This window comes from Thalassobaculum litoreum DSM 18839, assembly GCF_900102465.1.
Taxonomy (GTDB): Bacteria; Pseudomonadota; Alphaproteobacteria; order Thalassobaculales; family Thalassobaculaceae; genus Thalassobaculum; species Thalassobaculum litoreum.
On record NZ_FNBW01000016.1, the window covers coordinates 92,477 to 116,040 of the forward strand.

23 protein-coding genes are annotated in these 23,564 nt (G+C 67.8%); 9 read left to right on the top strand and 14 right to left on the bottom strand.

Going from position 1 to position 23,564, the window contains the following annotated elements; all coding sequences use genetic code 11:
* Positions 1-82: 82 nt before the first annotated feature.
* The 4 genes from urtB to urtE are packed head-to-tail and all read left to right on the top strand — an operon-like array spanning position 83 to position 4,335.
* Positions 83-1,717 (top strand): urea ABC transporter permease subunit UrtB, encoded by a 1,635-nt coding sequence (urtB, locus tag BLS34_RS21260; protein ID WP_093153667.1) that lies wholly within the window; start codon positions 83-85, stop codon positions 1,715-1,717.
* Complete coding sequence (gene urtC, locus BLS34_RS21265; protein WP_093153670.1) at positions 1,714-2,868, top strand: urea ABC transporter permease subunit UrtC; 1,155 nt, start codon at positions 1,714-1,716, stop codon at positions 2,866-2,868. Before urtB ends, urtC begins: the two co-directional genes overlap by 4 nt.
* Complete coding sequence (gene urtD, locus BLS34_RS21270; protein ID WP_038014094.1) at positions 2,865-3,626, top strand: urea ABC transporter ATP-binding protein UrtD; 762 nt, start codon at positions 2,865-2,867, stop codon at positions 3,624-3,626. Before urtC ends, urtD begins: the two co-directional genes overlap by 4 nt.
* A 10-nt stretch (positions 3,627-3,636) precedes the next feature.
* Entirely contained in the window at positions 3,637-4,335 is a 699-nt protein-coding gene (gene urtE / locus BLS34_RS21275; protein ID WP_093153672.1) for an urea ABC transporter ATP-binding subunit UrtE, read from the top strand.
* A gap of 318 nt (positions 4,336-4,653) precedes the next feature.
* Here urtE and choV read toward each other — a convergent pair whose 3' ends face one another.
* From choV to BLS34_RS21320, 9 genes are all read right to left on the bottom strand, one after another.
* On the bottom strand, positions 4,654-5,703 hold the full coding sequence (gene choV / locus BLS34_RS21280; protein ID WP_093153675.1) for a choline ABC transporter ATP-binding protein: 1,050 nt from the start codon (positions 5,701-5,703) through the stop codon (positions 4,654-4,656).
* Positions 5,700-6,533: a choline ABC transporter permease subunit gene (choW, locus tag BLS34_RS21285; protein WP_093153677.1), complete on the bottom strand. Its 834-nt coding sequence runs from the start codon at positions 6,531-6,533 to the stop codon at positions 5,700-5,702. Before choW ends, choV begins: the two co-directional genes overlap by 4 nt.
* Before the next feature lie 68 nt (positions 6,534-6,601).
* Positions 6,602-7,528, bottom strand: a complete 927-nt coding sequence (choX, locus tag BLS34_RS21290; protein WP_093153680.1) for a choline ABC transporter substrate-binding protein — start codon at positions 7,526-7,528, stop codon at positions 6,602-6,604.
* A 116-nt stretch (positions 7,529-7,644) separates the two neighbouring features.
* Positions 7,645-8,946: an NAD(P)/FAD-dependent oxidoreductase gene (locus BLS34_RS21295; RefSeq protein ID WP_175474329.1), complete on the bottom strand. Its 1,302-nt coding sequence runs from the start codon at positions 8,944-8,946 to the stop codon at positions 7,645-7,647.
* Entirely contained in the window at positions 8,946-9,965 is a 1,020-nt protein-coding gene (locus BLS34_RS21300; RefSeq protein ID WP_051244721.1) for a branched-chain amino acid ABC transporter permease, read from the bottom strand. Before BLS34_RS21300 ends, BLS34_RS21295 begins: the two co-directional genes overlap by 1 nt.
* A 10-nt stretch (positions 9,966-9,975) precedes the next feature.
* A complete protein-coding gene (locus BLS34_RS21305) occupies positions 9,976-10,851 on the bottom strand; it encodes a branched-chain amino acid ABC transporter permease (RefSeq protein ID WP_028794526.1) in 876 nt (291 codons plus the stop codon).
* Between the two features lie 12 nt (positions 10,852-10,863).
* Positions 10,864-11,568, bottom strand: a complete 705-nt coding sequence (locus tag BLS34_RS21310) for an ABC transporter ATP-binding protein (protein ID WP_028794525.1) — start codon at positions 11,566-11,568, stop codon at positions 10,864-10,866.
* Between the two features lie 11 nt (positions 11,569-11,579).
* Positions 11,580-12,356 (bottom strand): ABC transporter ATP-binding protein, encoded by a 777-nt coding sequence (locus BLS34_RS21315; RefSeq protein WP_038014091.1) that lies wholly within the window; start codon positions 12,354-12,356, stop codon positions 11,580-11,582.
* Between the two features lie 61 nt (positions 12,357-12,417).
* Positions 12,418-13,740, bottom strand: a complete 1,323-nt coding sequence (locus BLS34_RS21320) for an ABC transporter substrate-binding protein (protein ID WP_051244718.1) — start codon at positions 13,738-13,740, stop codon at positions 12,418-12,420.
* 242 nt (positions 13,741-13,982) lie between these two features.
* Between BLS34_RS21320 and BLS34_RS21325 the strand changes: the two genes are divergently transcribed.
* Positions 13,983-14,978, top strand: a complete 996-nt coding sequence (locus BLS34_RS21325) for an NAD(P)H-quinone oxidoreductase (protein WP_028794523.1) — start codon at positions 13,983-13,985, stop codon at positions 14,976-14,978.
* Between the two features lie 13 nt (positions 14,979-14,991).
* Positions 14,992-15,480 (top strand): L-2-amino-thiazoline-4-carboxylic acid hydrolase, encoded by a 489-nt coding sequence (locus BLS34_RS21330; protein WP_093153685.1) that lies wholly within the window; start codon positions 14,992-14,994, stop codon positions 15,478-15,480.
* 178 nt (positions 15,481-15,658) lie between these two features.
* On the opposite strand, the gene BLS34_RS21335 is transcribed toward BLS34_RS21330, so the two are convergent.
* From BLS34_RS21335 to mdoH, 3 genes are read right to left on the bottom strand one after another with little or no spacing between them, the layout of a single operon-like run.
* The gene (locus tag BLS34_RS21335; RefSeq protein WP_051244716.1) at positions 15,659-16,426 is read right to left on the bottom strand and encodes a RibD family protein; all 768 of its coding nucleotides are present in this window, start codon (positions 16,424-16,426) and stop codon (positions 15,659-15,661) included.
* A complete protein-coding gene (locus tag BLS34_RS21340; protein ID WP_093153688.1) occupies positions 16,423-17,220 on the bottom strand; it encodes a creatininase family protein in 798 nt (265 codons plus the stop codon). The genes BLS34_RS21335 and BLS34_RS21340 overlap by 4 nt, the downstream gene beginning before the upstream one ends.
* Positions 17,221-17,251: 31 nt before the next feature.
* Positions 17,252-19,135 carry a glucans biosynthesis glucosyltransferase MdoH gene (mdoH, locus tag BLS34_RS21345; protein ID WP_093153733.1) on the bottom strand — a complete coding sequence of 628 codons (1,884 nt, stop codon included), beginning with the start codon at positions 19,133-19,135 and terminating at the stop codon, positions 17,252-17,254.
* A 251-nt stretch (positions 19,136-19,386) separates the two neighbouring features.
* On the opposite strand from mdoH, the gene BLS34_RS21350 reads away from it, so the two are divergent.
* Both BLS34_RS21350 and BLS34_RS21355 read left to right on the top strand, forming a co-directional pair.
* Positions 19,387-20,601, top strand: coding sequence for an OpgC family protein (locus BLS34_RS21350; protein ID WP_093153691.1), 1,215 nt, complete (start codon positions 19,387-19,389; stop codon positions 20,599-20,601).
* Positions 20,598-21,449, top strand: coding sequence for an alpha/beta hydrolase (locus BLS34_RS21355; protein WP_093153693.1), 852 nt, complete (start codon positions 20,598-20,600; stop codon positions 21,447-21,449). Before BLS34_RS21350 ends, BLS34_RS21355 begins: the two co-directional genes overlap by 4 nt.
* Here BLS34_RS21355 and BLS34_RS26045 read toward each other — a convergent pair.
* Together BLS34_RS26045 and BLS34_RS21360 are read right to left on the bottom strand one after the other, a co-directional pair.
* Entirely contained in the window at positions 21,436-21,597 is a 162-nt protein-coding gene (locus BLS34_RS26045) for a hypothetical protein (protein ID WP_156907303.1), read from the bottom strand. The two genes, BLS34_RS21355 and BLS34_RS26045, sit on opposite strands and share 14 nt — an antisense overlap.
* Positions 21,598-21,676: 79 nt before the next feature.
* Positions 21,677-22,291, bottom strand: a complete 615-nt coding sequence (locus BLS34_RS21360) for a hypothetical protein (protein WP_093153695.1) — start codon at positions 22,289-22,291, stop codon at positions 21,677-21,679.
* Between the two features lie 163 nt (positions 22,292-22,454).
* Between BLS34_RS21360 and BLS34_RS21365 the strand changes: the two genes are divergently transcribed.
* The gene (locus tag BLS34_RS21365) at positions 22,455-23,489 is read left to right on the top strand and encodes a trans-3-hydroxy-L-proline dehydratase (protein WP_028794519.1); all 1,035 of its coding nucleotides are present in this window, start codon (positions 22,455-22,457) and stop codon (positions 23,487-23,489) included.
* The last annotated feature ends 75 nt before the right edge of the window (positions 23,490-23,564 follow it).

Below are 23,564 nucleotides of genomic sequence, written 5' to 3' on the forward strand. Positions count from 1 at the left end.
GACACGCTGAGCCCCGCCGCACGACCGGCGGGGCTCACTCCGGACGCCCTTTGTCGAAGCAGCCCAGCGAGTTCCCCGCGAGATGGCCCGTCCTCTCCTCCTGATCCTGCAGCGGATCGCGCTTGTGCTTGTCCTGGCGACCGCCCTCATCGGCGGGTCAGCAAAAGCCCAATCCGGCCCCTCCGTCCCCGACCTCGTCTCCCGCCTCGCCGGAGCCGACTTCAATGAGACCGAGCGGGTGGTCGAAGCCCTGGCCGCCTCCGGCGACGCCTCGGTCGCCCGCCTGCTCGAAGCACTGGGTGACGGCGACCTGTACTACCGCCGCTCCGACAACGCCGTCTTCATCGCCACCCGCGGCGGCGAGGGGTACCTGCTGACCGACCCGCTGACCGGCGCGAGCGCCGGCGAGGCGGGGCGACGCGAGGTCGCCAAGGTCCGGGTGAACAACAGCCTGCGCCGGGCCGTGCGGGCCGCCATCGGCACCCTCACCCTGCGCAGCCCCGACCCCGCCATCCGCATCGCCGCCGCCCAGTCGGTGCTGAAGAGCGGCGATCCCGAAGCGGTCGAGCCGCTGACCGAGGCGATCGCGGCCGAACAGAACGACAGCGTGCGCGCCGTCATGGAACGCGCCCGCGCCGCCGCCATCCTGAACAGCGACGCTTCCGACGCGGTGAAGATCGACGCGGTGAAGACCATCGCCGCCAAGAGCAGCCAGGACACCCGCGCGATCCTGCTCGCCGCTTCCAACGGCGCCAGCGAGGCACTCGGCTCCGCCATCTCCGACGCGGTGCGCCGGGTGGAGGGCGACCTCGCCCTGTGGTCGGCGGCGCAGAACGTCTGGTACGGACTGTCGCTCGGCTCGGTGCTGCTGCTGGCCGCCATCGGCCTCGCCATCACTTTCGGCGTCATGGGCGTCATCAACATGGCCCATGGCGAAATGGTCATGATCGGCGCCTATGTGACCTACGTGGTGCAGGAGATCATCCGCAACCACGCGCCGTTCCTGTTCGACGTCTCCCTGCTGATCGCGCTGCCCCTGGCCTTCGCCATCGCCGGCGCCGTCGGCATGGCGATCGAGCGCGGCATCATCCGCTTCCTCTACGGACGGCCGCTGGAGACCCTGCTGGCCACCTGGGGCCTGTCGCTGATCCTGCAGCAGGTGGTGCGCAGCCTGTTCGGCCCGACCAACCAGGAGGTCGGCGCGCCGAGCTGGATGAGCGGCGCCTTCGAGCTGGGTGGCCTCACCCTCACCTATGGGCGGGTCTGGATCATCGTCTTCGCCCTGGTGGTCTTCGCCGTGCTGGTGCTGGTGCTGCGGCATACGTCCTTCGGGCTGCAGATGCGCGCCGTCACCCAGAACCGGCGCATGGCCAGCTCCATGGGTATCCGCACCAACTGGACCGACGCCCTCACCTTCGGCCTCGGCTCCGGCATCGCCGGGGTGGCGGGCGTGGCCCTGTCCCAGATCGACAACGTCAGCCCCAACCTCGGCCAGTCCTACATCATCGACAGCTTCCTGGTGGTGGTGTTCGGCGGGGTCGGCAATCTCTGGGGCACCCTGGTGGGGGCGCTGTCGCTGGGCGTGCTGAACAAGTTCCTGGAACCCTATGCCGGTGCCGTGCTCGGCAAGATTCTGGTGCTGGTTTTCATCATTCTGTTCATTCAGAAGCGCCCGCGCGGATTGTTCGCGCTCAAGGGCCGGGCGGTGGAATCATGATCTCCGGCCGTTTTCTGCGCCTGACCGGCACCTCCGGGCTGATCCTGCTGGCCTGCCTGCTGGCGGCGGCGATCTACGTCCCCGTCGCCAACCAGTTCATCGATCCCGGCTCACCGTTCCATGTGAACACCGCGTCGGTGGTGGTCTTCGGCAAGTATCTCTGCTTCGCCATGCTGGCCCTGTCGATCGATCTGGTCTGGGGCTATTGCGGGATCCTGTCGCTCGGCCACGGCGCGTTCTTCGCCCTCGGTGGCTATGCCATGGGCATGCATCTGATGCGCGAGATCGGGCCGCGCGGCGTCTACGGCAACCCGATCCTGCCGGACTTCATGGTGTTCCTGAACTGGGAGTCCCTGCCGTGGTTCTGGTACGGCTTCGACATGTTTTGGTTCGCCATGGTGATGGTCGTGCTGGTGCCGGGCCTGCTGGCCTTCGTCTTCGGCTTCCTCGCCTTCCGCTCGCGGGTGACCGGCGTCTACCTGTCGATCATCACCCAGGCCATGGCCTTCGCCCTGATGCTCGCCTTCTTCCGCAACGAGATGGGCTTCGGCGGCAATAACGGCCTGACCGACTTCAAGGACGTGCTCGGCTTCGATCTGCAGGCCGACAGCACCCGCATCGGCCTCTACCTGCTGTCGATTGCCGCTCTTGCGGTCATGTTCCTGATCTGCCGGGCGATCGTGCTGTCGCGGCTCGGCAAGGTGCTGATCGCCGTGCGCGACGCCGAGAGCCGCACCCGCTTCATCGGCTACCGGGTGGAGCACTACAAGCTGTTCGTCTTCACCGTCTCGGCCATGATGGCCGGGGTGGCCGGCGCCCTCTACGTGCCCCAGGTCGGCATCATCAACCCGGGCGAGTTCGCCCCGGCCAACTCCATCGAGGCGGTGATCTGGGTCGCCGTCGGCGGACGCGGCACCCTGGTGGGCGCGGTGATCGGCGGCATCGGCGTGAACCTGGCCAAGAGCTACTTCACCGGCGCGCTGCCGGAGATCTGGCTGTTCGCGCTGGGCGGGCTTTTCGTGGTCGTCACCCTGTTCATGCCCAAGGGCATCCTCGGCCTGATCTCCCACTGGCGCCGCCGTCAGCCACCGCCCGAACCGGCGGCCGAGACCGGCGCACCCTCCTCCACCGCGGCGGAGGAACGGGCATGAACACGCTGCACAAGGAACTGACCCGCACCGTCCTCTATCTCGACGGGATCAGCGTGTCCTTTGACGGGTTCAAGGCGCTGAACGACCTGTCCTTCGTGGTCGAACCGGGGGAGATGCGGGCGATCATCGGCCCGAACGGGGCCGGCAAGACCACCATGATGGACGTGATCACCGGCAAGACCCGCCCCGATGTCGGCAGCGCCCTGTTCGCCGGCCAGCACGACCTCACCAAACTGGACGAGGCCGACATCGCCCAGCTCGGCATCGGCCGCAAGTTCCAGCGCCCCACCGTGTTCGAGAGCCACACGGTGCGCGACAACATCGTGCTGTCGCTGGCCGGCAAGCGCTCGGTCTTCGACACCCTGTTCGCCCGCGCCAGGGAGGAGGAGGCCGACAGGATCGACCGGGTGCTCGACACCATCCGCCTGGCCGACCGCGCCGGGATGATGGCGGCCGACCTCAGCCACGGGCAGAAGCAGTGGCTGGAGATCGGCATGCTGCTGGCCCAGGACCCGTCGCTGCTGCTGGTGGACGAGCCGGTGGCGGGCATGACCGATGCCGAGACGGTGCAGACCGCGACCCTGCTCAAGGAGATCGCCCGCGACCATTCCGTGGTGGTGGTCGAGCACGACATGAGCTTCGTGCAGGATCTGGGCGTGATGGTCACGGTGCTGCACGAGGGCTCGGTGCTGGCGGAAGGCTCGCTCGACCATGTGAGCGCCGACGAGCGTGTCATTGACGTCTATCTCGGCCGGTGAGGAACCAGACATGCTGACGATCAAGGACCTCACCCTGCATTACGGCGCCGCCCAGATCCTCTGGGGCATCGACCTGCAGGCCGAAGTGGGCAAGGTGACCTGCGTGCTCGGCCGCAACGGTGTGGGCAAGACCAGCCTGCTGCGCGGCATCGTCGGCCACCATCCGGTCAGCGGCGGCACGCTGGCCTGGGGCGCCGCCGACCTGACCGCCCTGCCCTCCTTCGAGCGCGCCCGCTCCGGCATCGCCTATGTGCCCCAGGGCCGCGAGATCTTCCCGCTGCTGACGGTGAAGGAGAACCTGCACACCGGCTATGCCTGCCTGCCGTCGAGCGAGCGCAGGGTGCCGGACGAGATCTTCGAGCTGTTTCCGGTACTGAAGACCATGCTGGACCGGCGTGGCGGCGACCTGTCCGGCGGTCAGCAGCAGCAGCTCGCCATCGCGCGGGCCCTGGTGACCAAGCCGAAGCTGCTGATCCTGGACGAGCCGACGGAGGGCATTCAGCCGTCGATCATCAAGGACATCGGTCGCGCCATCGAGATCCTGCGCGAGCGCGGCGACATGGCGATCCTGCTGGTGGAGCAGTATCTGGATTTCGCCAAGGCGCTGGCCGACACGGTGCTGGTGATGAGCCGCGGCCGCGTGGTCTTCCGCGGCAGACCCGACGGCCCGGAGTCCGGCGAGATCGACCGGCTGATGGGGCTGACATAGGGGTTTCCTGGTCCCCCGTTCCACCTCCCGTTTTCCCGGCCTTGCGCCGGGACCGAGGGTGACGCTCACTGGAACGGCACAGATCTATCGTCGGCTCTCCAGCACAAGAAGCCCTGGATGCCGGCGCAAGGCCGGGAAGACGGGGGAGGGTTCGCCAATTACCGTTCCCCCGTCCCCAATGAAGAACACTTCCCGGACCTGTTCCGGGACCCACGGGGCGGCGTGACCTAACTCTGGCGAAAACTCACGGAAGCCTTGGTATTCCCCAGCGTGGGCCCCGGAACAGGTCCGGGGAGTGGGGCGGAAGGGGGAAGCGCCCTACCCCTTCCCCTCGCCTAGCGACACCAGCCGCGCGAGCAGCGAGTCCCGGGTCACCATCCCCACCGTCTCATCCCCGTCACGGACCACGACCGGGTTCGGGTCGCGCAGGATGCACTCCATGACGTCCTCGATCTCGGTGTCGCGCTCCACGCTCACCTCGGAGAGCGTGCCCGTCGCTGGCACCATCACGTCCCCCGCCGTCAGCACGCCGAGTGGATTCATGTTGTGCACGAACTCCGCTACGTAATCGTTTGCTGGATCTGAATAAATCTCGCGTGGTGTTCCGCATTGGACGATCCGCCCACCGTCCATGATCGCGATCCGGTCGCCGAGCTTGAACGCCTCGTCCAGGTCGTGGCTGACGAAGACGATCGTGCGCTTCAGGCTCTTCTGCAGGTCGAGCAGCTCGTTCTGCAAATGAGTGCGGATCAGCGGGTCCAGAGCCGAGAACGGCTCGTCCATCAGTAGAATCGGCGCCTTGGTGGCGAAAGCCCGGGCGAGGCCCACGCGCTGCTGCATGCCGCCGGACAGCTCCGCCACCTTGCGGTCCGCCCAGTCGGACAACCCCACCAGCGCGAGTTGCTCGGCTACCTGCTCGGCCCGCTCCTTCGCCGCCATGCCGGCCAGCTCCAGGCCGAGGCCGACATTCTCGGCCACGCTGCGCCAGGGCAGCAGGCCGAACTGCTGGAACACCATGGCGACCCGGTTCTGCCGCAGCCGGCGCAGGGTGGCCGGATCCGCCTCGGAGATGTTCACCATCCCGTCGCCGTCATTGACCATGACGCAGCCCCGCGTCACCGGGTTCAGCGCGTTCACCGCCCGCAGCAGGGTCGACTTGCCGGAGCCGGACAGGCCCATCAGCACCAAGATCTCGCCCTCGGCCACCGACAGCGAGCAGTCGTGCACGCCCAGAATCTGCCCGGTCTCCGACTGGATCTCGCCGCGCGACAGCCCGGCATCCATCAGCGGCAGGGCGGTCTGCGGGGTCTCGCCGAAGACGATGGAGACGTTGCGGAACTCGACGGCGACTCCCGTTGCGGCGCTCATTCCTTGGTCACCCGCAGCATGCGATCGAGCATGATGGCGACCACGACGATGATGAAGCCGCTCTCGAAGCCGAGCGCGGTGTTGACCTGGTTCAGCGCCCGGACCACCGGCACGCCGAGCCCGTCGGCGCCGACCAGGGCGGCGATCACCACCATGGACAGGGACAGCATGATGGTCTGGTTCAGCCCGGCCATGATCTGCGGGAAGGCGTAGGGCAGCTCCACCTTCCACAGCTTCTGCGAGGGCGTGGCGCCGAATGCCTCCGCCGCCTCCAGAAGGTGGGTCGGGGTCGAGACCACGCCCAGATGGGTCAGCCGGATCGGGGCGGGCACGACGAAGATCACCGTGGCGATCAGGCCCGGCACCATGCCGATGCCGAAGAACACGATGGCCGGGATCAGATAAACGAACGTCGGCAGGGTCTGCATCAGGTCGAGCACCGGGCGCATTACCCGGTAGAACCGCGGGCGGTGGGCGACGGCGATGCCGATCGGCACCCCCACCCCCATGCAGACCACGCAGGCCGACAGCACCAGGGTCAGGGATTCCGTGGTCTCCTCCCAGTAGCCCTGGTTCAGGATGAACAGGAAGCCCACCACGATGAAGGCGGTGGTCTTCCAGTTACGCTGCAGCGCGTAGGTCAGCCCGGCGAAGACGGCGACGATCGCCAGCGGATGCGGCCATTGCAGCACCAGCAGGATCGCGTCGATCATCCATTCCAGCGCGTCGGACAGGGTCCAGAAGAACCAGCCGCCATTGGTCTGCAGCCAGTCGAACAGCTCACCCGCCGTCCGGCCGACCGGGATCTTGGTCTCGGTCAACCATTCCATGGCATCCCCCGCCCGTCAGTCATAACGACCGGGAGGGGCGCGAAGCCCCTCCCCATACGCGTTGTCGCTCAGAGCCCGAGGGCCGATTTGACCGCCGCCTGGGCGTCGCCGCCGTCCTTGGTGGTCACGCCGTCGAGCCAGCCCATGACCATGTTCGGGTTGGCCTTCATCCAGGCGGTCGCGGCGGCGTCCGGGTCCATACCCTCGTCCAGGATCGAGGCCATGATCTCGTTCTCCATGGCCAGCGTGAACTTCAGGTTCTTCAGCAGCGCGCCAACATTCTCGCACTCGGCGACATAGCCGGCGCGGGTGTTGGTGTAGACGGTCGCGCCGCCCAGGTCCGGGCCGAAATAGTCGTCGCCGCCGGTCAGGTAGGTCAGCTCGAAATTGGCGTTCATCGGGTGCGGCTCCCAGCCGAGGAACACCACCGGCTCGCCGCGCTGGTCGGCCCGGGCCACCTGGGCCAGCATGCCCTGCTCGGAGCTTTCCTTGACGTCGAAACCCTTCAGGCCGAAGGCGTCCTTCTCGATCATGTCGAGGATCAGGCGGTTGCCGTCATTGCCCGGCTCGATGCCGTAGATCGTCTCGTCCAGGGCGTCGGCATGCTTGGCGATGTCGGCGAAGCTCTTGATGCCCAGCTTGGCGCCGGCGGCGTTGGTCGCCAGGGTGTATTTCGCCCCTTCCAGGTTCTCGCGCACCGTGTCGACGGTGCCCTTCTCGCGATACGGCGCGATGTCGCCTTCCATGGTCGGCATCCAGTTGCCGAGGAACACGTCGATATCGCCCTGGGCCATGGAGGTGTAGGTCACCGGCACGGACAGGACCTTGATGTCGGTCTCGTAGCCCAGCGCCTCCAGCACCTCCGTGGTGGCGGCCGTGGTGGCGGTGATGTCGGTCCAGCCGACATCGGAGAATGTGACGGTATCGCAGCTCGCATAGGCGGTGCCGGCGGAAAGGCTCAACGCCAGGGCAAACGCGGCGGTTCTGGTTTTCATCGTGAAAACTCTCCCGTTTCAAATTGATGGCTTTGATCGCCCGCCGGTTGCGAGCGACCGTGCGCCTATCACAGCACAGATCCGGGAGAGGTCAACCGAAGCGGCTGAATACGGGTTCAGTCCCGCTGGTCGAGCTGCCGGTAGCGGACCAGCGCGGCCTGGGCGAGACGGCCGAGCGAACTGACGAAGGGCATCGGCTCGATCTCCATCTTCGGCAGGCCCAGCGCGTCGTCCGGCTTGCCCTGGGCCCAGTCGGCCAGTTCCTTGCCCATGGCGATGCCCAGCGCCATGCCTCGGCCGTTATAGGCGATCGGCGAAATTGCGCCGGGACCGATCGAATGTACCCGGGGCAGCCGGTTCGGGGTCATGGCGATGCGGCCGTTCCAGACATAGTCCAGCCGCCGGTCCCGGATCTGCGGAAAGGCGTTGCCGATGCGCTCGGCGATCCAGGGGCGGATACGGGAATCCATGTTCAGCGGCAGGGCCAGGGTCGCGCCGGTGACCAGCCGACCCGCCCGGTCCTTGCGGAACGGATACAGATCGCGCCGCGTGTCCGACGAGGAGATGTCGCTGGGGATCACGCTGGCGGCGATGTCGGCCGCCATCGGATGGGTCGAGACCTGGTAGTTGATGATGCGCACCAGGGTCTTGGCCAGGGCCGGGATCAGCGCGCCGGTATAGGCGTTGGTCGCCACCACCAGCCGGTCGGCGGTTACCTGCCCCTGGGGCGTGGTCACCCGCCAGGCGCTGCCCTCGCGGGTGACGGTCAGCGCCGGGGAGCCGGTGAACACCTTCGCGCCCTGCTCCATCGCCGCCTTGGCGAGGCCCTGGGCCAGGGCCAGCGGGTTCACATGGCCGCCGGACTCGATGAACAGGGCGCCGTGATAGATGTCGGTGCCGAGCTTGGCGGCGATCTCGCCCGCATCCAGCAGTTCGGCCCGGGCCTGGCGCCGGGTCCATTCGCCGTAGCGCTTTTCCAGCAGCTTCATGCGCGAGGCCCGGTGCGCCGGCTGGGCCCAGCCGTTCTGCACCGCATCGCAGTCGATCCCGTATTTCCGGATCAGATCGAAGGTCAGGGATGCGCTGTCCCGCAGGAAGGCGACCATCCGCTCGCCCGCGTCCGGGCCGAACTTCGCCACCAGCGCGTCCGGATCGCCGGCGGCGAGCGTGGGAATGATATGGCCGCTGTTGCGCCCGGAGCCGCCGAAGCCGGCCCGTGCCGCCTCCAGCACCACCGCGGAGATGCCGCGCTCGGCCATGTGCAGCGCCGCCGACAGGCCGGTGACGCCGCCGCCGACGATCACCACGTCGGCTTTCAGGGACTCCAGAAGCTCGGCGGTCTGCGGCGGCGGGGGTGCGGTCGCCGCCCACAGGGACGGCGCGTGGGCGGGCAGGCTCTGCGATGCGGCGTCGGACACTATTCCCCCGGCTGCGGCCTCGGTTGCGTGGTGGGGCCGGAGGTGCCGCCGGTTCTGTTCTCGAACACCTCGATCACCCGCCCGAGCACCCCGCGCGGCATGTAGATGATGAACAGCACCAGCATCGCCCCGTAGATCATGACGTCGAGACCGTGGACGTCATGGCCCACAGTCTGGCGCAGCCCTTCGGTCAGGAGCAATGTGATAACCGCCCCGACCGTGGGGCCGAGCTGCACGAACATGCCGCCGGCGATGGCGGCGAAGACGATCTGCAGGGAGATGGCGATGCCCGAGGTGGTCTCCGGGTTGATGTAGAGCTGGTACTGGCCGTAGATCGCCCCGCCCACCGCCGTCATGCCGGCGGAGATCATGGTGACGATCAGCTTGGTGCGGGTAACGTGCACGCCGAGCGAGGCGGCCGCGTCCTCCTCCTGGCTAACCGCCTCCATGGCGTAGCGGATCATCGACCGGTCCACCGCCCGCCAGACCAGCAGGCCAACCACCCAGACCGCGACCACGATGTAGAACCAGGTCACCTTGTCGGAGAACTGCATGGCGATGAACGAGTTCGGCGTATCGGCGGAGATCACGCTGTCCGGGGTCACGCCGAGCGACCCGCCGGTGTAGTCGCGCAGGGCCACGATGAGCAGCCGCACCACCTCCGACAGGGCCAGGGTCACCAGGGCGAAGTAATGACCGGTGATGCGGAAGCGGAAGCAGGGGAAGCCGATCATGAAGCCGACCGCCATGGAGACCACCACGGCCACCGGGATACCGATCCACGGCGTGATGCCGGCATGGTTCCACAGCATGGTGACCATATAGGCGCCGATGCCCATGAAGGCGCCATGGCCCAGCGACACCAGCCCGAACCGGCCCATCACCGACCAGCCGGTATAGATGAAGCCCCAGAGCAGCGCCGAGATGGCGATGTGCAGGACGTAGTCGCTGAAGCCCAGCGCGGGGATGGACAGGACGGCGAGGAAGCCGACCGCCTTGATGATCATGGGAATGTTCATGGCCGCCTCCTCAGCTCTTCGATCCGAGAATGCCCTGCGGGCGGATGAACATCATGACGATGAAGAAGGCGAAGGCGATCACGTAGCCCCACTCGATCTCGGCGTAGAACCCGCCGAGCGCAATGAACTCGGCGAAGATGAAGGCGGCGATGAACCCGCCGATCATGTTGCCGAGCCCGCCCATGACGCAGACCATGAAGGTGATCGGCCCGAAGGTCAGTCCGATCGCCGGATGGATGTCGTAGAGCAGCACCAGCAGGCAGGCGCCGAGCCCGGCGAGCCCGCCGCCCAGGGCCGACGTCACCAGGTAGATCTTGCCCGGGCTCACCCCCATCAGCGGCATCACGTCCCGGTCCTGGCTGATGGCGCGGATCGCGGTGCCGAGATAGGTGCGCTTCAGGAACAGCCACAGGCCGACCACCGCCACCAGACTGACGATGAAGGCCAGCAGGCGGGTGGTGGGGATGTACATGTCCCCCGCCTCGATGCTGCCGAAGGAGACGCCCAGGTTGCGGAACTCGACGGAGAAGGCGAGCGTGGCGAAGCCCTGCAGGAAGAACAGCACGCCGCCGGTCACCAGAAGCTGGTTGATCGGCTCGGTATGCAGGATCGGACGGATGATGAAGTAGTGCAGCGCCGCGCCCAGCAGGGCCACCACAAGGATCCCGGCCAGCATGGCCAGGGGCAACGGCACCCCGTAGTCGCTGTACAGGAAGTAGATCGTGTACATGCCGAGCATGATCAGCTCGGCGTAGCAGATCCACACCACGTCGATGACGCCGAAGATGATGTTGAGGCCGAGGGACAGCAGGGCCAGAACGCCGCCGAACAGCAGGCCCTGGATGACGGTCTCCCAGAAGAACGGGTCGGTGAGCGGAAAATCCACGGGGCGTCTCCTTCAGAGGCCGATATAGGCGCGGCGGACGTCGTCGTTCTCCAGGAGCTCCCGGGACGATCCGCTCATCTTGATCTGGCCGACCTCGAGCAGGTAGGCGCGGTCCACCACCTTGAGGACCTGCTGGATGTTCTGCTCGACGATCAGCACGGTGTAGCCCTCTTCGCGGATGCGCCGGACCAGGTCGAACACCTGCTGCACGATCACCGGCGCGAGACCGGCCGACGGCTCGTCCAGCAGCAGCAGCTTCGGCCCCGACATCAGGCCGCGGCCGATGGCGCACATCTGCTGCTCGCCGCCGGACATGGTGCCGGCGAGCTGGTGGCGCCGTTCCTTCATGCGCGGGAACAGCTCGTAGACATAGGCGAGCCGCTCGTCGAAATGTGATCGGGCCGACGCGATGAAGCCGCCCATCTTCAGGTTCTCCTCGACCGTCAGCCGGGGGAACAGGCGCCGGTGCTCCGGCACGTGGGCGATGCCCATCTCGATGATCTTGTGGGCGGGGACGTCGTTCAGCGACACCCCCTCCATGGCGATCTCGCCGCCGTTCAGGTCGATGACCTTGGAGATCACCCGCAGCAGCGAGGTCTTGCCGGCCCCGTTCGGGCCGATCACCGCCACCGCCTCGCCGGCGCGGACCTCCAGGCTGACGTCGAACAGCGCCTGGAAGGTGCCGTAACCGGCGGAAACGTTCTTCAATTCAAGCATGCCGTCCCCCGTCACGCGCCGACTGTTTCAGCGGACGCCTGGCCGCCTACCTGGGTCTGCACGGCCTCCGCGTCGGTGCCGAGATAGACCTCGACCACCTTTGGATCGTGGGCCACTTCGTGCGGCAGACCGGCGGCGATGATCTCGCCGTGATCCAGCACGATGCAGCGGTCGACCACGCGCATCAGCACGCCCATGATGTGCTCGACCCAGATGATGGTGATGCCCCGCTGCTCGCGGATATGGCTCAGCATGTCGGCCGCCTGGTCCATCTCCTTCTCGTCGAGGCCACCCAGGCTCTCGTCGGCGAGGAGAAGGCGCGGTTGGGTGGCCAGCGCCCGGGCCAACTCGAGCTTCTTCAAGCCCGCTGCCCCCAGCCCGTCGACCCGGGCGCGGCCGTCCACCGGGAGCTGGGTGAGATCAAGCGCGTCCTCGGCCCGGCGCCACGCCTCCTCGCGGGAGATCGAGCCGTCGGCGCCGAAATACGCGGCGAGCGCCACGTTCTCCAGGATGGTCAGTTTTCGGAACGGGCGCGGGATCTGATAGGTCCGCGCCACGCCCTTGTGGCACACCCTGGTGGGGACGAGACCGGTGATGTCCCGTCCTTCCAGGGTGATGGTACCGGCGGTCGGCGGCAGCGCCCCGGCGATCAGGTTGAAGGTGGTGCTCTTGCCCGAGCCGTTCGGTCCGATCAGGCCGAGGATCTCGCCCTCGTCAAGATCGAACGCGACCTCGTTGACGGCGGTGAAGCCGCCGAACTTCTTGGTCAGGCCGCGGACCTGCAACATCTCTCCCATCGCCGAAACCCCTTGTGCCGACGTGACCGATCTCTGAACGCCTAAACCGGCGTCAGCGCGCGTAGGTGTGGCCGTCCGGCAGCGGAAGCACCGGGTCCATGGTCTGGATCGCGGTCGGCCAGACGATCTTGGTCGCGCCGTCCACGTACTGCATGACGACCGGCGACGAGCGCTCGTTCTGTCCGGCCATCTTGTGGCCCGGCGGGTTGAACTTCACGCCATAACCCTGAACCGTGCCGCCCACCGGAATGTCGGTGTCCAGCGCGGCCTTGCGCAGGGATTCCGGATCATAGCCGCCATATTCCTTGATGGCGCGCGGCAGCACGTCGCTGAAGAAGATCCAGGCCTGGTTGAAGCCCATGGAAGTGTGCGGCGGCACTTCGTTGGCCCCGGTCTTCTCCTTGTAGCGCTTCACCATCTCGGCCGTCAGATCGCCGAGGCCGGGCGCCAGGGTCGACGGGTCGAGAAGCTGCGCCGCCACCGGGTCGGTGTTGTAGATGTAGTTGGCGTCCTCGCCGAAGGCCTCGGTCAGCTTGTCGATCTGGCCGTAGCCGGCACCGTGGCCGATCAGCGCCTTCCACTTCAGGCCCTGCTCCTTGGCCTGGCGCAGGAACAGCGTGATGTCCGGGTTGTAGCCGGTGTGCAGGATCACATCGGCCCGGGCCCGGCGCAGCTTGGTGATCAGGCTGGACAGGTCGGGGGCGGTGGCGGAGTAGCCCTCCTTCAGGGTCACGTCCATGCCGTAGCCCTTGCAGGTCTCCTCGTTGCCCGAGGCGACGCCGGAACCGTACGGGCCGTCCTCATAGATGATCGCGACCTTCAGGTCCGACGGCTTCATGCCGAGCTTCTTCTCCGCATACTCCTGGAGGAAGGTGCAGGACGCCCAGCCGAACTGGTCCGAGTGGACCTGGCCGCGGAACACGTATTTCAGGTTCTTGTCCTTGAACACCGCCGACGACACGCAGACGTTCGCCCACATGAACTTCTGCTGCGCGTCGACCTTCTGGGCCATCGGCACGCAATGGGCGGAGGAGAACACGCCCATGATCAGGTCGACATTCTCCTGATCGAGCAGGCGGGTGGCCTCGTTGATCGCCACCTCGGCCTTGGACTGGGCGTCGGCGACGATGGTCTCGATCTTGTGGCCCTCGACGCCGCCCTGCTCATTGATGAGCTCCACGGCGATCTCGTTGCCGACGGCTGCCGCCGTCGAGCCACCGGCCGCGAACGGCCCGGTGAAGTCGTAGATCACGCCGATCCGGATCGGATCTGCGGCCTGTGCCGTCGCCGGCATCAGGGACAGAAGCGGTAGGGCGAGTGCGGCCGCGCCAAGCGCGGACACAGCCGCCCGACGGGCGACCTTGGTTGATTTCATGACGTTTCCTCCGGCTCTTTTGAGCATGTACGTCCGGTGATCCCGGATCGCTGATTGGACGCCAAGTGTCGAAACGGGGGCTCTTGAGAGTCAAGATGGTAAACGGGCGTCAATCCTGCGCATTGCGCGCGCAGCCGTTCGCCGAATGCACGCGTGCTCTGTTTTCCGCCATTTCCAAGCGGGCAATTCCAAGCGGCCGCCGCATGGTCTAGGAAGGAGCCTCGACCAACAGGGAGGAAACCATGACCGACATTCCGGCGACGATGACGGCGATCGAGATCGAAGGCGCGGGCGGCCCGCCCGAGGTGCTGAAACCGACCACCCGCGACGTGCCCGCGCCCAAGGCCGGCGAGGTTCTGGTGAAGGTCGCCTATGCCGGGGTGAACCGGCCGGACTGCATCCAGCGCTCGGGCGGCTATCCGCCGCCGCCGGGCGCCTCCGACATTCCGGGCCTGGAGATCGCCGGCGAGGTGGTGTCGATCGCCCCGGACGTGACCCGCTGGAAGGTCGGCGATCAGGTCTGCGCCCTGGTGCCGGGCGGCGGCTATGCCGAGTACTGCACGGCGGCGTCGGACACCTGCTCGCCGATCCCCGAGGGCTACTCCCTGGAGGAGGCCGCGGCGATTCCGGAGAACTACTACACGGTCTGGACCAACGTGTTCGAGCGCGGCCGCCTGCAGAAGGGCGAGACCATTCTCATTCACGGCGGCTCGTCGGGAATCGGCACGACGGCGATCCAGCTCGCCCATCATTTCGGCGCGACGGTCTACGCCACCGCCGGGTCGGCCGAGAAGTGCAAGGTCTGCACCGATCTCGGCGCCGACCGAGCGATCAACTACCGCGAGGAGGATTTCCAGGCGGTCCTGAAGGAGGCCGGCGGCGCCGATGTCATTCTCGACATGGTCGGCGGGCCGTATATCCAGAAGAACGTGGACAGCCTGAAGCTGGAGGGCCGGCTGGTGCAGATCGCCTTCCTGCAGCCGCCGCAGGTCGACGGCTTCAACTTCCTGAAGGTGATGACCAACCGCCTGACCATCACCGGCTCGACCCTGCGGCCGCGCACGGTGGCCCAGAAGGCGGCGATCGCCCGTCAGCTCGAGGAGAAGGTCTGGCCGCTGTTGGCCGCCCGCACGGTGAAGCCGATCATGTACAAGACCTTCCCGCTCAAGCAGGCGGCCGAGGCGCATGCGCTGATGGAGTCGAGCAAGCATATCGGTAAGATCATGCTGAAGGCGTAAGGGGGAGAGGGCCATGGCCGAAGAGGTAACGCTGGAGCAGCTCAGGGCGGCGGTGAACATGCGCGCCTCCGCCTATGGCCACGTCTTCGACGTGCTCAAGGAGAAGTTCGGCGCCGAGGAGGCGGTCGACCTCCTGGGCGAGGCGACCCGCCGGCTGGGCACGGATATGGGCGCGCATTTCACGGCGTACGGGCCGGCCGATACGGTCGGCCTGTGCGACGCCTTCCTGGGCGGCATTCCCGGCCGAGACGCGATGTTCGCGCCCGAGGTGATCGAACGCAGCGACGAGCGGATCGAGATCCAGTTCCACCGGTGTCCGCTGAAGGATTTCTGGGTCGCCGACGGACGGTCGCAAGAGGATGTGGAACGGCTCTGCCGGGCGGCGGGCCGGATCGATGGCGGCCTGTTCGAAACCGCCGGCTTCGTCTTCAAGGGCCGCACCTGGCAACCGGGTCAGGACGGTTGCTGCCGCCTGATCGTGGAACCGGGGACGGAGAGCTGAGGGAGAAACCCTCCCTCTCTTTCCTTCTAGTCACTCCCCGGATTTATTCCGGGGCCTACGGTTGGGAGCGACAGTACGTCTCCGCCTGTACTGAGGCGTTGGAGCAAACCGAAGGGTGGGCCCCGGAATAATCCCGGATTAAATCCGGGACGGGAGTGTGCGGGTGAGAGAGTGTGCCCTACCGCTGCGGCACCAGGTCGAACAGCGTGTCCGCCCCCAGCGGATACCGCGCGCTGGAGAAGCGCAGCGCCTCGTCCATCGTCTCCACCTCCTCCAGCAGAAAGCCCTGGCGGCCGGAGCCCAGGATGATCGGCGCCACCATCACATGCAGCCGGTCGAGGCACCCCGCCCGCACGAAATGCGACAGGGTCGCCGCCCCGCCCTCCACCAGCACCACGTCGTGGCCGATGGCGGACAGACTGTCGAGCACGCCGCAGGGGTCGACGAGGCCGTTCTCGTCGGGCTCGCAGGGCAGGTCGACGCCGGTGACCATGGTCGGCGCCGCCTCGTCGGTGAACAGCTTGCGGTCCTGCGGCACGCTGCCGTTGCCGGACAGCACAACCCGGGTCGGGTTCTCGCCGGCGCAGCGCCGTACGGTCAGCGACGGATCGTCCGTCCGCAGGGTCCCCGCCCCCACGATCACCACGTCGACCAGGGCGCGCAGCCGGTGCAGATGGTCCAACGCCTCCGGCCCGTTCACGTAGTGGGAATGGCCGCGCGCGGTGGCGATGCGGCCGTCCAGGGTCTGGCCGCTCTGACCGATCGCGACCCGCCCGCGCGCCGCCGCCTCCACCAGGTCGAGCAGCGCCGGACAGCCCGGAATGTCGGAGCCCTCCTCGCGCATCCGGCCGATCTCGGCGATCAGCGGCCGCGCGTCGCCGTCCAGCCGGCGCACCTCGCGGGCATGCAACATGGTCTCGCGGACCGTCTCCCAGGTAATGCTCACGCCAGTCCCCCGAACCCTGACAGATCCTCGATCACCGCGGCGAGCCGGGTGGCCATCGCGTCGATGATGCGATGCCCCAGCTCCGCCGTCGCGGCCGCCGCGTTGCCGGTCACCCCGGCCGGGTTCAGGTCCTGGGCCATCCAGCCGAGGCCCGTCGCCCCCTCCCCCTCCAGCGCGGCGAAGTCCTTCTCCCATGCCTGGGCGCGCGAGGCAAAGTCGGCCATCGCCGCCTGTCGCACCAGCTCGGGGGCGGCGGCCAGCATCATCGAGGTCTCCAGCATGCCGCCATGCAGACCGTAGCGTTCCTCCTCCGCGCCGAGATCGACCGCGTCGCCCAGCAGCCGGAAGGTGGTCGCGCGCGCCACCGTCAGCCCGTGGTCGACCCGCAGCCTCGTGGCGACCACGTCGACCAGCCCGGTCTGGCCGCCATGGCCGTTCAGGATCACCAGCTTGCGCAGTCCCGCCCGCGCGGCCGAGGCGCCGATGGCGGTCCAGGCGGCGATCACCGTCTCCGCCTCCAGGGACAGGGTACCGGGAAACGCCAGATGCTCCGGGCTGAGGCCGACGCGCTGGGTCGGCAGGCGCAGCACGGTCGCGGCCGTCGCTCCCTTGGCGCGGGCGGCGGCGACCACCGCGTCGGTCAGGATCGCGTCGGTGCCGAGCGGCAGGTGCGGGCCGTGCTGCTCCACCGCCGCCACCGGCAGCAGCGCGACCGCGCGGTCCGGCACGCCGTCGGCGAGGTCGGCGGTGGTCAGGTGTTCCCAGTCGATCCAGCGGGGAGTGTGAAGGTCCATGTGTCGAACCAACGCCAGCGCGGCGCCCGCGTCAACTCTCCGGCTTCAGCGGCACCGGCACGCGGTTGGCCAGGGCCGGGGCGACCGGACCGCCGGCCGGCAGGATCTCGATGATGTCCTGATCCGCCGGCGCCAGGGCGGCGGCGATCTCCGGCGGGGTGTCGAACTCCTCCGGCACGGCGCAGAGCCGCCAGCGCTGCAGCATGCGCCCGAGCGCCGGCGCCGCCGAGCCGACCGCGAACGGGACGGCCAGCAGCCAGGCCAGCACGATGGGGGCGGCCCAGGGCAGCATCGACGGCGCGTAGAGCGCCATCCCCGCCGCCATGGCGAGACCGATCAGGGTCTGCGGCCACAGGGTGGACAGCGCTTGACCCCAACGCACCTCGCGCGGGTCGCGCATCTGGGCGTTCCAGGTGATGCGCCGGCCGATCATCAGTCCGCCGATGAAGATCGTCTGGGCCACCGCCACCGCCGGCGCAACCAGCATGCCGAAGATCAGCTCGAGCGCCGCCCCCGCCAGAATGCGCGGCCCGCCGCCGTAGCGCTTGCGTTTGGCGGCCGACAGCAGGATATCGATCACGCCCATGATCTTCGGCGCGAAGGTGATGGTCATCATGGTGGCGAACAGGGCGACGCCTTCGTTCCACTGCACCGCCGACCACAACGCCTCGGAGAAGGCCAGGGAGCTGGCCGGATCGAGACCGCCGGCGAACAGCCGGGTCATGCCGAGCGCGATGAAGCCGAGCCACATCGGCGCCGACAGGTACATCAGGATCGCCAGCGCCAGCTGTACCCGGCCCAGCGGCCGCCAGACCGGCCAGCCGATCAGCTTGAAATACTGCAGGTTGCCCTGGCACCAGCGCAGGTCGCGCTTGATGAAATCGAGCACGCTCGGCGGATTCTCCTCGTAGGAGCCGCCCTCCACCGGCAGCACCCGCACCTCGTAGCCGGCCGCCCGCATCAGCGCCGCCTCGACCTGGTCGTGACTGAGGATCTCGCCGCCCAGTGGCGGGGTGCCCCTGAGGCGCGGCAGATGGCAATGGGTCCGGAACGGCGCCAGACGGAGGATCGCGTTGTGGCCCCAGTAGGGCCCGCTGTCGCCCTGCCACCACGCGCTGCCGGTGGTGTAGGCGCGCATGCCGTGACGCATGCCGAACTGGAAGATCCGGGCGAAGGCGCTGGAGGACGGCAGGCCGACGGCGAGGGTCTGCAGGATGCCGAGCGACGGGTTGCGCTGCATCAGCCGGACAAGCCGCAGGATCGCCTCGCCGCTCATCAGGCTGTCGGCGTCGAGCACGATCATGTGCTCGAACCGGTCGCCCCAGGTGGCGCAGAACTCCTCGATGTTGCCGACCTTCTGACGGGTGTTGTCGGCGCGGCGGCGGTAGTGGATGCGCGCGGGCCGTGCCGAGACCGCCCGCCAGGCGGCAAAGCGGCGCTGCTCCTCGGCGGCGATCTCCGCATCGGTGGTGTCGGACAGCAGGAAGATCTCGAAGGCGTGGTCCTGACCGGTGCGGGCGAGCGAGGTCTCCACGACCCGCAGATGGCGGAACACCCGGCTCGGATCCTCGTTGAACACCGGCATGACGATGGCGGTCGGCGCGGTGACGGCGGAGGTCTCGTCCTCCAGCCCGTCCAGCGGCAGGACCGCGGCCAGCCAGTCGCGGCGCAGATGCAGCAGGGCGACACCGATCACCGCGTTCCACAACCCGATGATCACCCAGGGCAGCGTGCCGGCGTAGAGCGCCAGCATGGCGATATCCAGGCCGTCGATCCCGTCGGCGCCGAGCAGCCGCGTCATCCAGGCGAACAGCGCCAGGCAGGTCGCGCCGACCAGTCCGAGGAAAGCCCAGCGCCGTCGTCGCATCACACGCATACGTCTGCTGCCGGAAGCGTCCGGGTCATTCGCCGTCATGCCGTCCATCCAAGCCGTAAAGGTCTCCAGGGTCCCGGTCGTCGCCGGGTTTGGCCGCACAATATGTGTGCCGCCGCCCCAGCTTCCATAGGCTTGAAGGCCCAGTGACCTAATCGTGAGGTGTGCGGGCCGCGCGGAGCGTTCACGAACCCGTGGGCCAGGCATTACGGGAGTTTGATTGGCCTTGAACCGGGCGAAGGCCTATCTGTTTCCTCGATACCGTCTTGAGGACCCGCCTTGAGGATCCGCCGATGAGCCTTCCCGGCCGCGCGCCGCGCGACCCCCGCCTGGATTTCTTCCGTGGCATCGCGATGCTGATCATCTTCATCGCGCATGTGCCGGAGAACCTGTGGGCGAACTACATCCCCGCGCGGTTCGGCTGGTCGGACGCGACGGAGATGTTCGTGTTCTGCTCCGGCTTCGCGGCGGCCCTGGCCTTCGGCTCGACCTTCCACAAGGCGAACTTCGCCTACGGCACGATGCGCATCGGCTATCGGGTGTGGCAGATCTACGTCGCCCACATCACCATGTTCATCTTCATCGCCACCCTGGTCCTGGCCATGACCGGGCTGCTGGACGGCGAGCACGACTATGTCAGCCAGCTCAACCTCAACTGGTTCTTCGATCACCCGGCGGAGGCTCTGGTCGGGCTGTTCACCCTGACCTACGTGCCGAACTACTTCGACATCCTGCCGATGTATATCGGCGCGCTGGTCCTGGTGCCGGCGGTGATGGCGCTGTCACGGATCCATCCCTGGGCGGCCCTTGGCTTCGTGGCGGCGGTCTATGCCGGCGTGCACCTGTTCGGCTGGATGCTGCCCGCCCATCCGGACCACCAGGACATCCCTTGGTTCTTCAACCCGCTGGCCTGGCAGCTTCTGTTCTTCACCGGCTTCGCCTTCGCGCTCGGCTGGATCCCGGCGCCGCGGATCTCAAAGCCCTGGGTGATCGCGGCGGCCGCCTTCGTGCTGCTGTCCGCGCCGGCGGCGAACTGGGACATCGCCAAGGATGTCGAGGCTCTGCGCTGGGTGCGCGAGGTGGTCTGGGACCTGCAGGAGAAGACCGACTTCGGCCTGCTGCGCTACCTGCACTTCCTCGCGCTGGCCTATCTCGCCATCGCCCTCGTGAACCCGCGGGTCGAACTGCTGCGGGGCGACTGGGCGAAGCCGATCGTCACGGTCGGCCAGAACTCCCTGGCGGTGTTCCTGCTGAGCATGGGGCTGTCGCGGGTCGCCGGCATGGTGCTGGACCAGATCGGCCGCTCGACGCCGGCCGTCGCCCTGGTCAATATCGCGGGTCTCGCGATCATCATCGGATTTGCCTATTGGTGCACCATGCTGAAGAAACAGCCCTGGCGGAAGCTGGCGGCCCAGCACGACGCGGAGACGGCCGAACAGAAACCCGCGCAGCGGCGTGCCCATACCGCCGACGCACCACGCAGCGCCTATACCGCGCCGGCGGAGTGATCGCCCGTCTCACTCTCCTGCTGATGCTTCTGATCGCCGTTCCGGCCCTGGCCGGAACGGTGGAGGAGCGGTCGATCCCCAGCCCAAGCCTCGGCACGTCGATCGATATCCGGGTCTATGTCCCGAACGACACCGCCACCCCCCTGCCGGTGGTCTACCTGCTACATGGCTATGGCGGCGGGGCCCATGACTGGATTGGCGGCGGCGCGGCGCAGACGACGGCCGACGCGGTGTTCGCCGAGCCCGGCGCGGTGCCGATGCTGCTGGTGATGCCGGGGGTGGGAAATTCCTGGTACGTGGATTCGCAGAAGTACGGGGCCTGGGAGCGCGCCCTGCTCGACGACCTGATCCCGGCCATCGACCGGCTCTATCCGACACGGCCGGAGCGCGCGCAGCGCTTCGTCGCCGGTCTGTCCATGGGCGGGTACGGGGCGCTGCGGCTGGCGGCGCATCATCCGGCGACCTTCCGGGCGGCGGCGGCCTTCAGCCCGGCGGTGTTCGAGGACGTGACCTCGGCGGCGGACTTTCCCGACTTCCAGCTCCGGTTCTTCGCCGGCGCCTTCGGCGAGCCGTTCGACCCGGCCCTGTTCAACCGGGCCAATGCCTTCGCGCCGCTGCGGGAGATCCCGAAGGATCTGCCGGTCGATTTCTACGTCATGACCGGCGACCATGACGGCCTCGGCCTGTGGGACGGCGCGCTGCGGTTTTTCCGGGCGGCGCGCGGTGCCGGTCACGCGGTGGAGTTGCGGGTGCGCGACGGCGACCATGAATGGCGCCTGTGGCGCGAGGAACTGGCACCCGCGCTGCGCTGGTTCGGCACCCTCAGCGGACCTCTCAATGAGCGCTGATCAGCTCCAGTTCCTCGGCATCCTCCAGCGACCAGTCGTCGCCGATCGCCTCGAGCATCTCGTCCGTGTCGGCCGACAGGATGGCCGCCTCGGACAGATCGGCGGGAGCCAGGCCGTAATCGTCGGAAAACTTGGGGAAGTGTCGCATCGCTCTATCCTCCGTTGAGAGGGCCGCTCGGCCCTCTAGTTTCATTAAGCAAGGGGTGTGCCAGTTCTGATGCGGCCGGTCAGTTCACGACCTTCCACTGGCCGTTCGCCCGGCGGCAGACCGTGCCGGCCATGGTCGTGGTCTCTCCGTTGGCGTAGCTCTGGCCGGTATAGTCGCGGCAGTACTCATTGCCGCCGATGGCGGAGCTGTCATAGGCGGTGAAGGTAAAGTGCCGGCCGTATTCCGGGCTGATCCAAGTAACCGTCTGGCCGTTGCGCGTGTTCTCGAGCGCGTACTGGGCACAGGCCGCGTCGGCCGGAGCCACGCGATCCAAATACGGCTCATTGGCAAGCACGCCGATCAGCACGCCGCCGGCGGTGGCCGACAGGTTCTGCGCACCACGACCGACCGGCTTGTTGGCCATGTCGCCATGGGCGTTGCCCAGGATCTGGCCGGCCAGGGGCGGATTGCTGGCGAGGAGAGGACGGTTGCAGGTCATGCTCGCCGTGTCGGCCGTCGGCACCAGAACGTTCGGGGTCGGCACCGGCACGAAGGCGACATTCGCCGGCTTCCCGCCCCAGACATAGGTCGGAGAGGAGATCTGCGGATCGGCAGCGGCGGTCTGGGCCATCGCCAGGGACAGGACGGTCGCAAAGGAAGCGCCGGTGATCGTCGACTTGGTGTTCTGTGTCATAGCCGTCTCCCTCATCGTGCTCGGGTGTCTCACTGTGTCGAGGCGATCGGGGCCCCGGGATGGGATCGTCGCCGCTACAGCCCTGATATGAGGGGACGGCTGTGATATGGCTGTGACCGGGCAGAGGTAAATGCGGGCTCCGCTGGGGCGAAAGGGGGGCGGAATGCGCTCGACCACCATGATTCAGATCGTCGGGTGTCACGCCGAGGGCGAGGTCGGCGACGTGATCACCGGCGGCGTCGCCCCGCCGCCCGGCGACACCCTGTGGGCGCAGTCGCGCTTCATCGCCACAGACGAGACCCTGCGCAACCTGGTGCTGAACGAGCCGCGCGGCGGCGTGTTCCGCCATGTGAACCTTCTGGTGCCGCCGAAGGACCCGCGCGCCGCCATGGGCTTCATCATCATGGAGCCGGCCGACACCCCGCCGATGTCCGGCTCCAACAGCCTGTGCGTCGCCACCGTGCTGCTGGAGACCGGAATCGTGCCGATGACCGAGCCGGAGACGGTGATCACTCTGGAGGCGCCGGGCGGGCTGGTACAGGCGACCGCGACGTGCCGCGACGGCAAGGTGGAGCGGGTGCGGATGCGTAACCTGCCCTCCTTCGCCGATAGGCTCGATGCCGTGCTGGAGGTGGCGGGGGTCGGCACGCTGACCGTCGATACCGCCTTCGGCGGCGACAGTTTCGTCATCGTCTCCGCCGAGACCTTGGGGTTCGCCCTGACCCCGGACGAGGCGCGTGACATCGCCGTTCTGGGAACGAAGATCACCGCGGCGGCGACCGAGCAGCTCGGCTTCGCCCATCCGGACCTGCCGGACTGGCGGCACATCTCGTTCTGTCAGGTGGCCGCCGCCGTCCGGCCCGACGGCGACGGGTTGCTCGGCCGCAACGCGGTGGCGATCCGGCCGGGCAAGATCGACCGCTCGCCCTGCGGCACCGGCTGCTCGGCCCGCATGGCGGTGCTGCACGCCAAGGGACAGCTCGCCGTCGGCCAGCGGTTCACCGGCACCTCGCTGATCGACAGCCGGTTCGACTGCCGCATCGAGTCCGTCGAGGACCGCGGCGGACGGGCCTGGATCACCCCGAGCCTGGAAGGTCGCGCCTGGCTCACCGACACCCGCCAGATTCTGCTCGATCCGAGCGATCCGTGGCCGGCGGGATACCGCCTCAGCGACACCTGGCCGGGGCCCCAAGGTTGATCCCCCGGGCTTCATCGCTACTTCCTAGACGGCATATCCAGTCCCGCCGCGCGGTGGTCTGGCTGGTGCCCGACC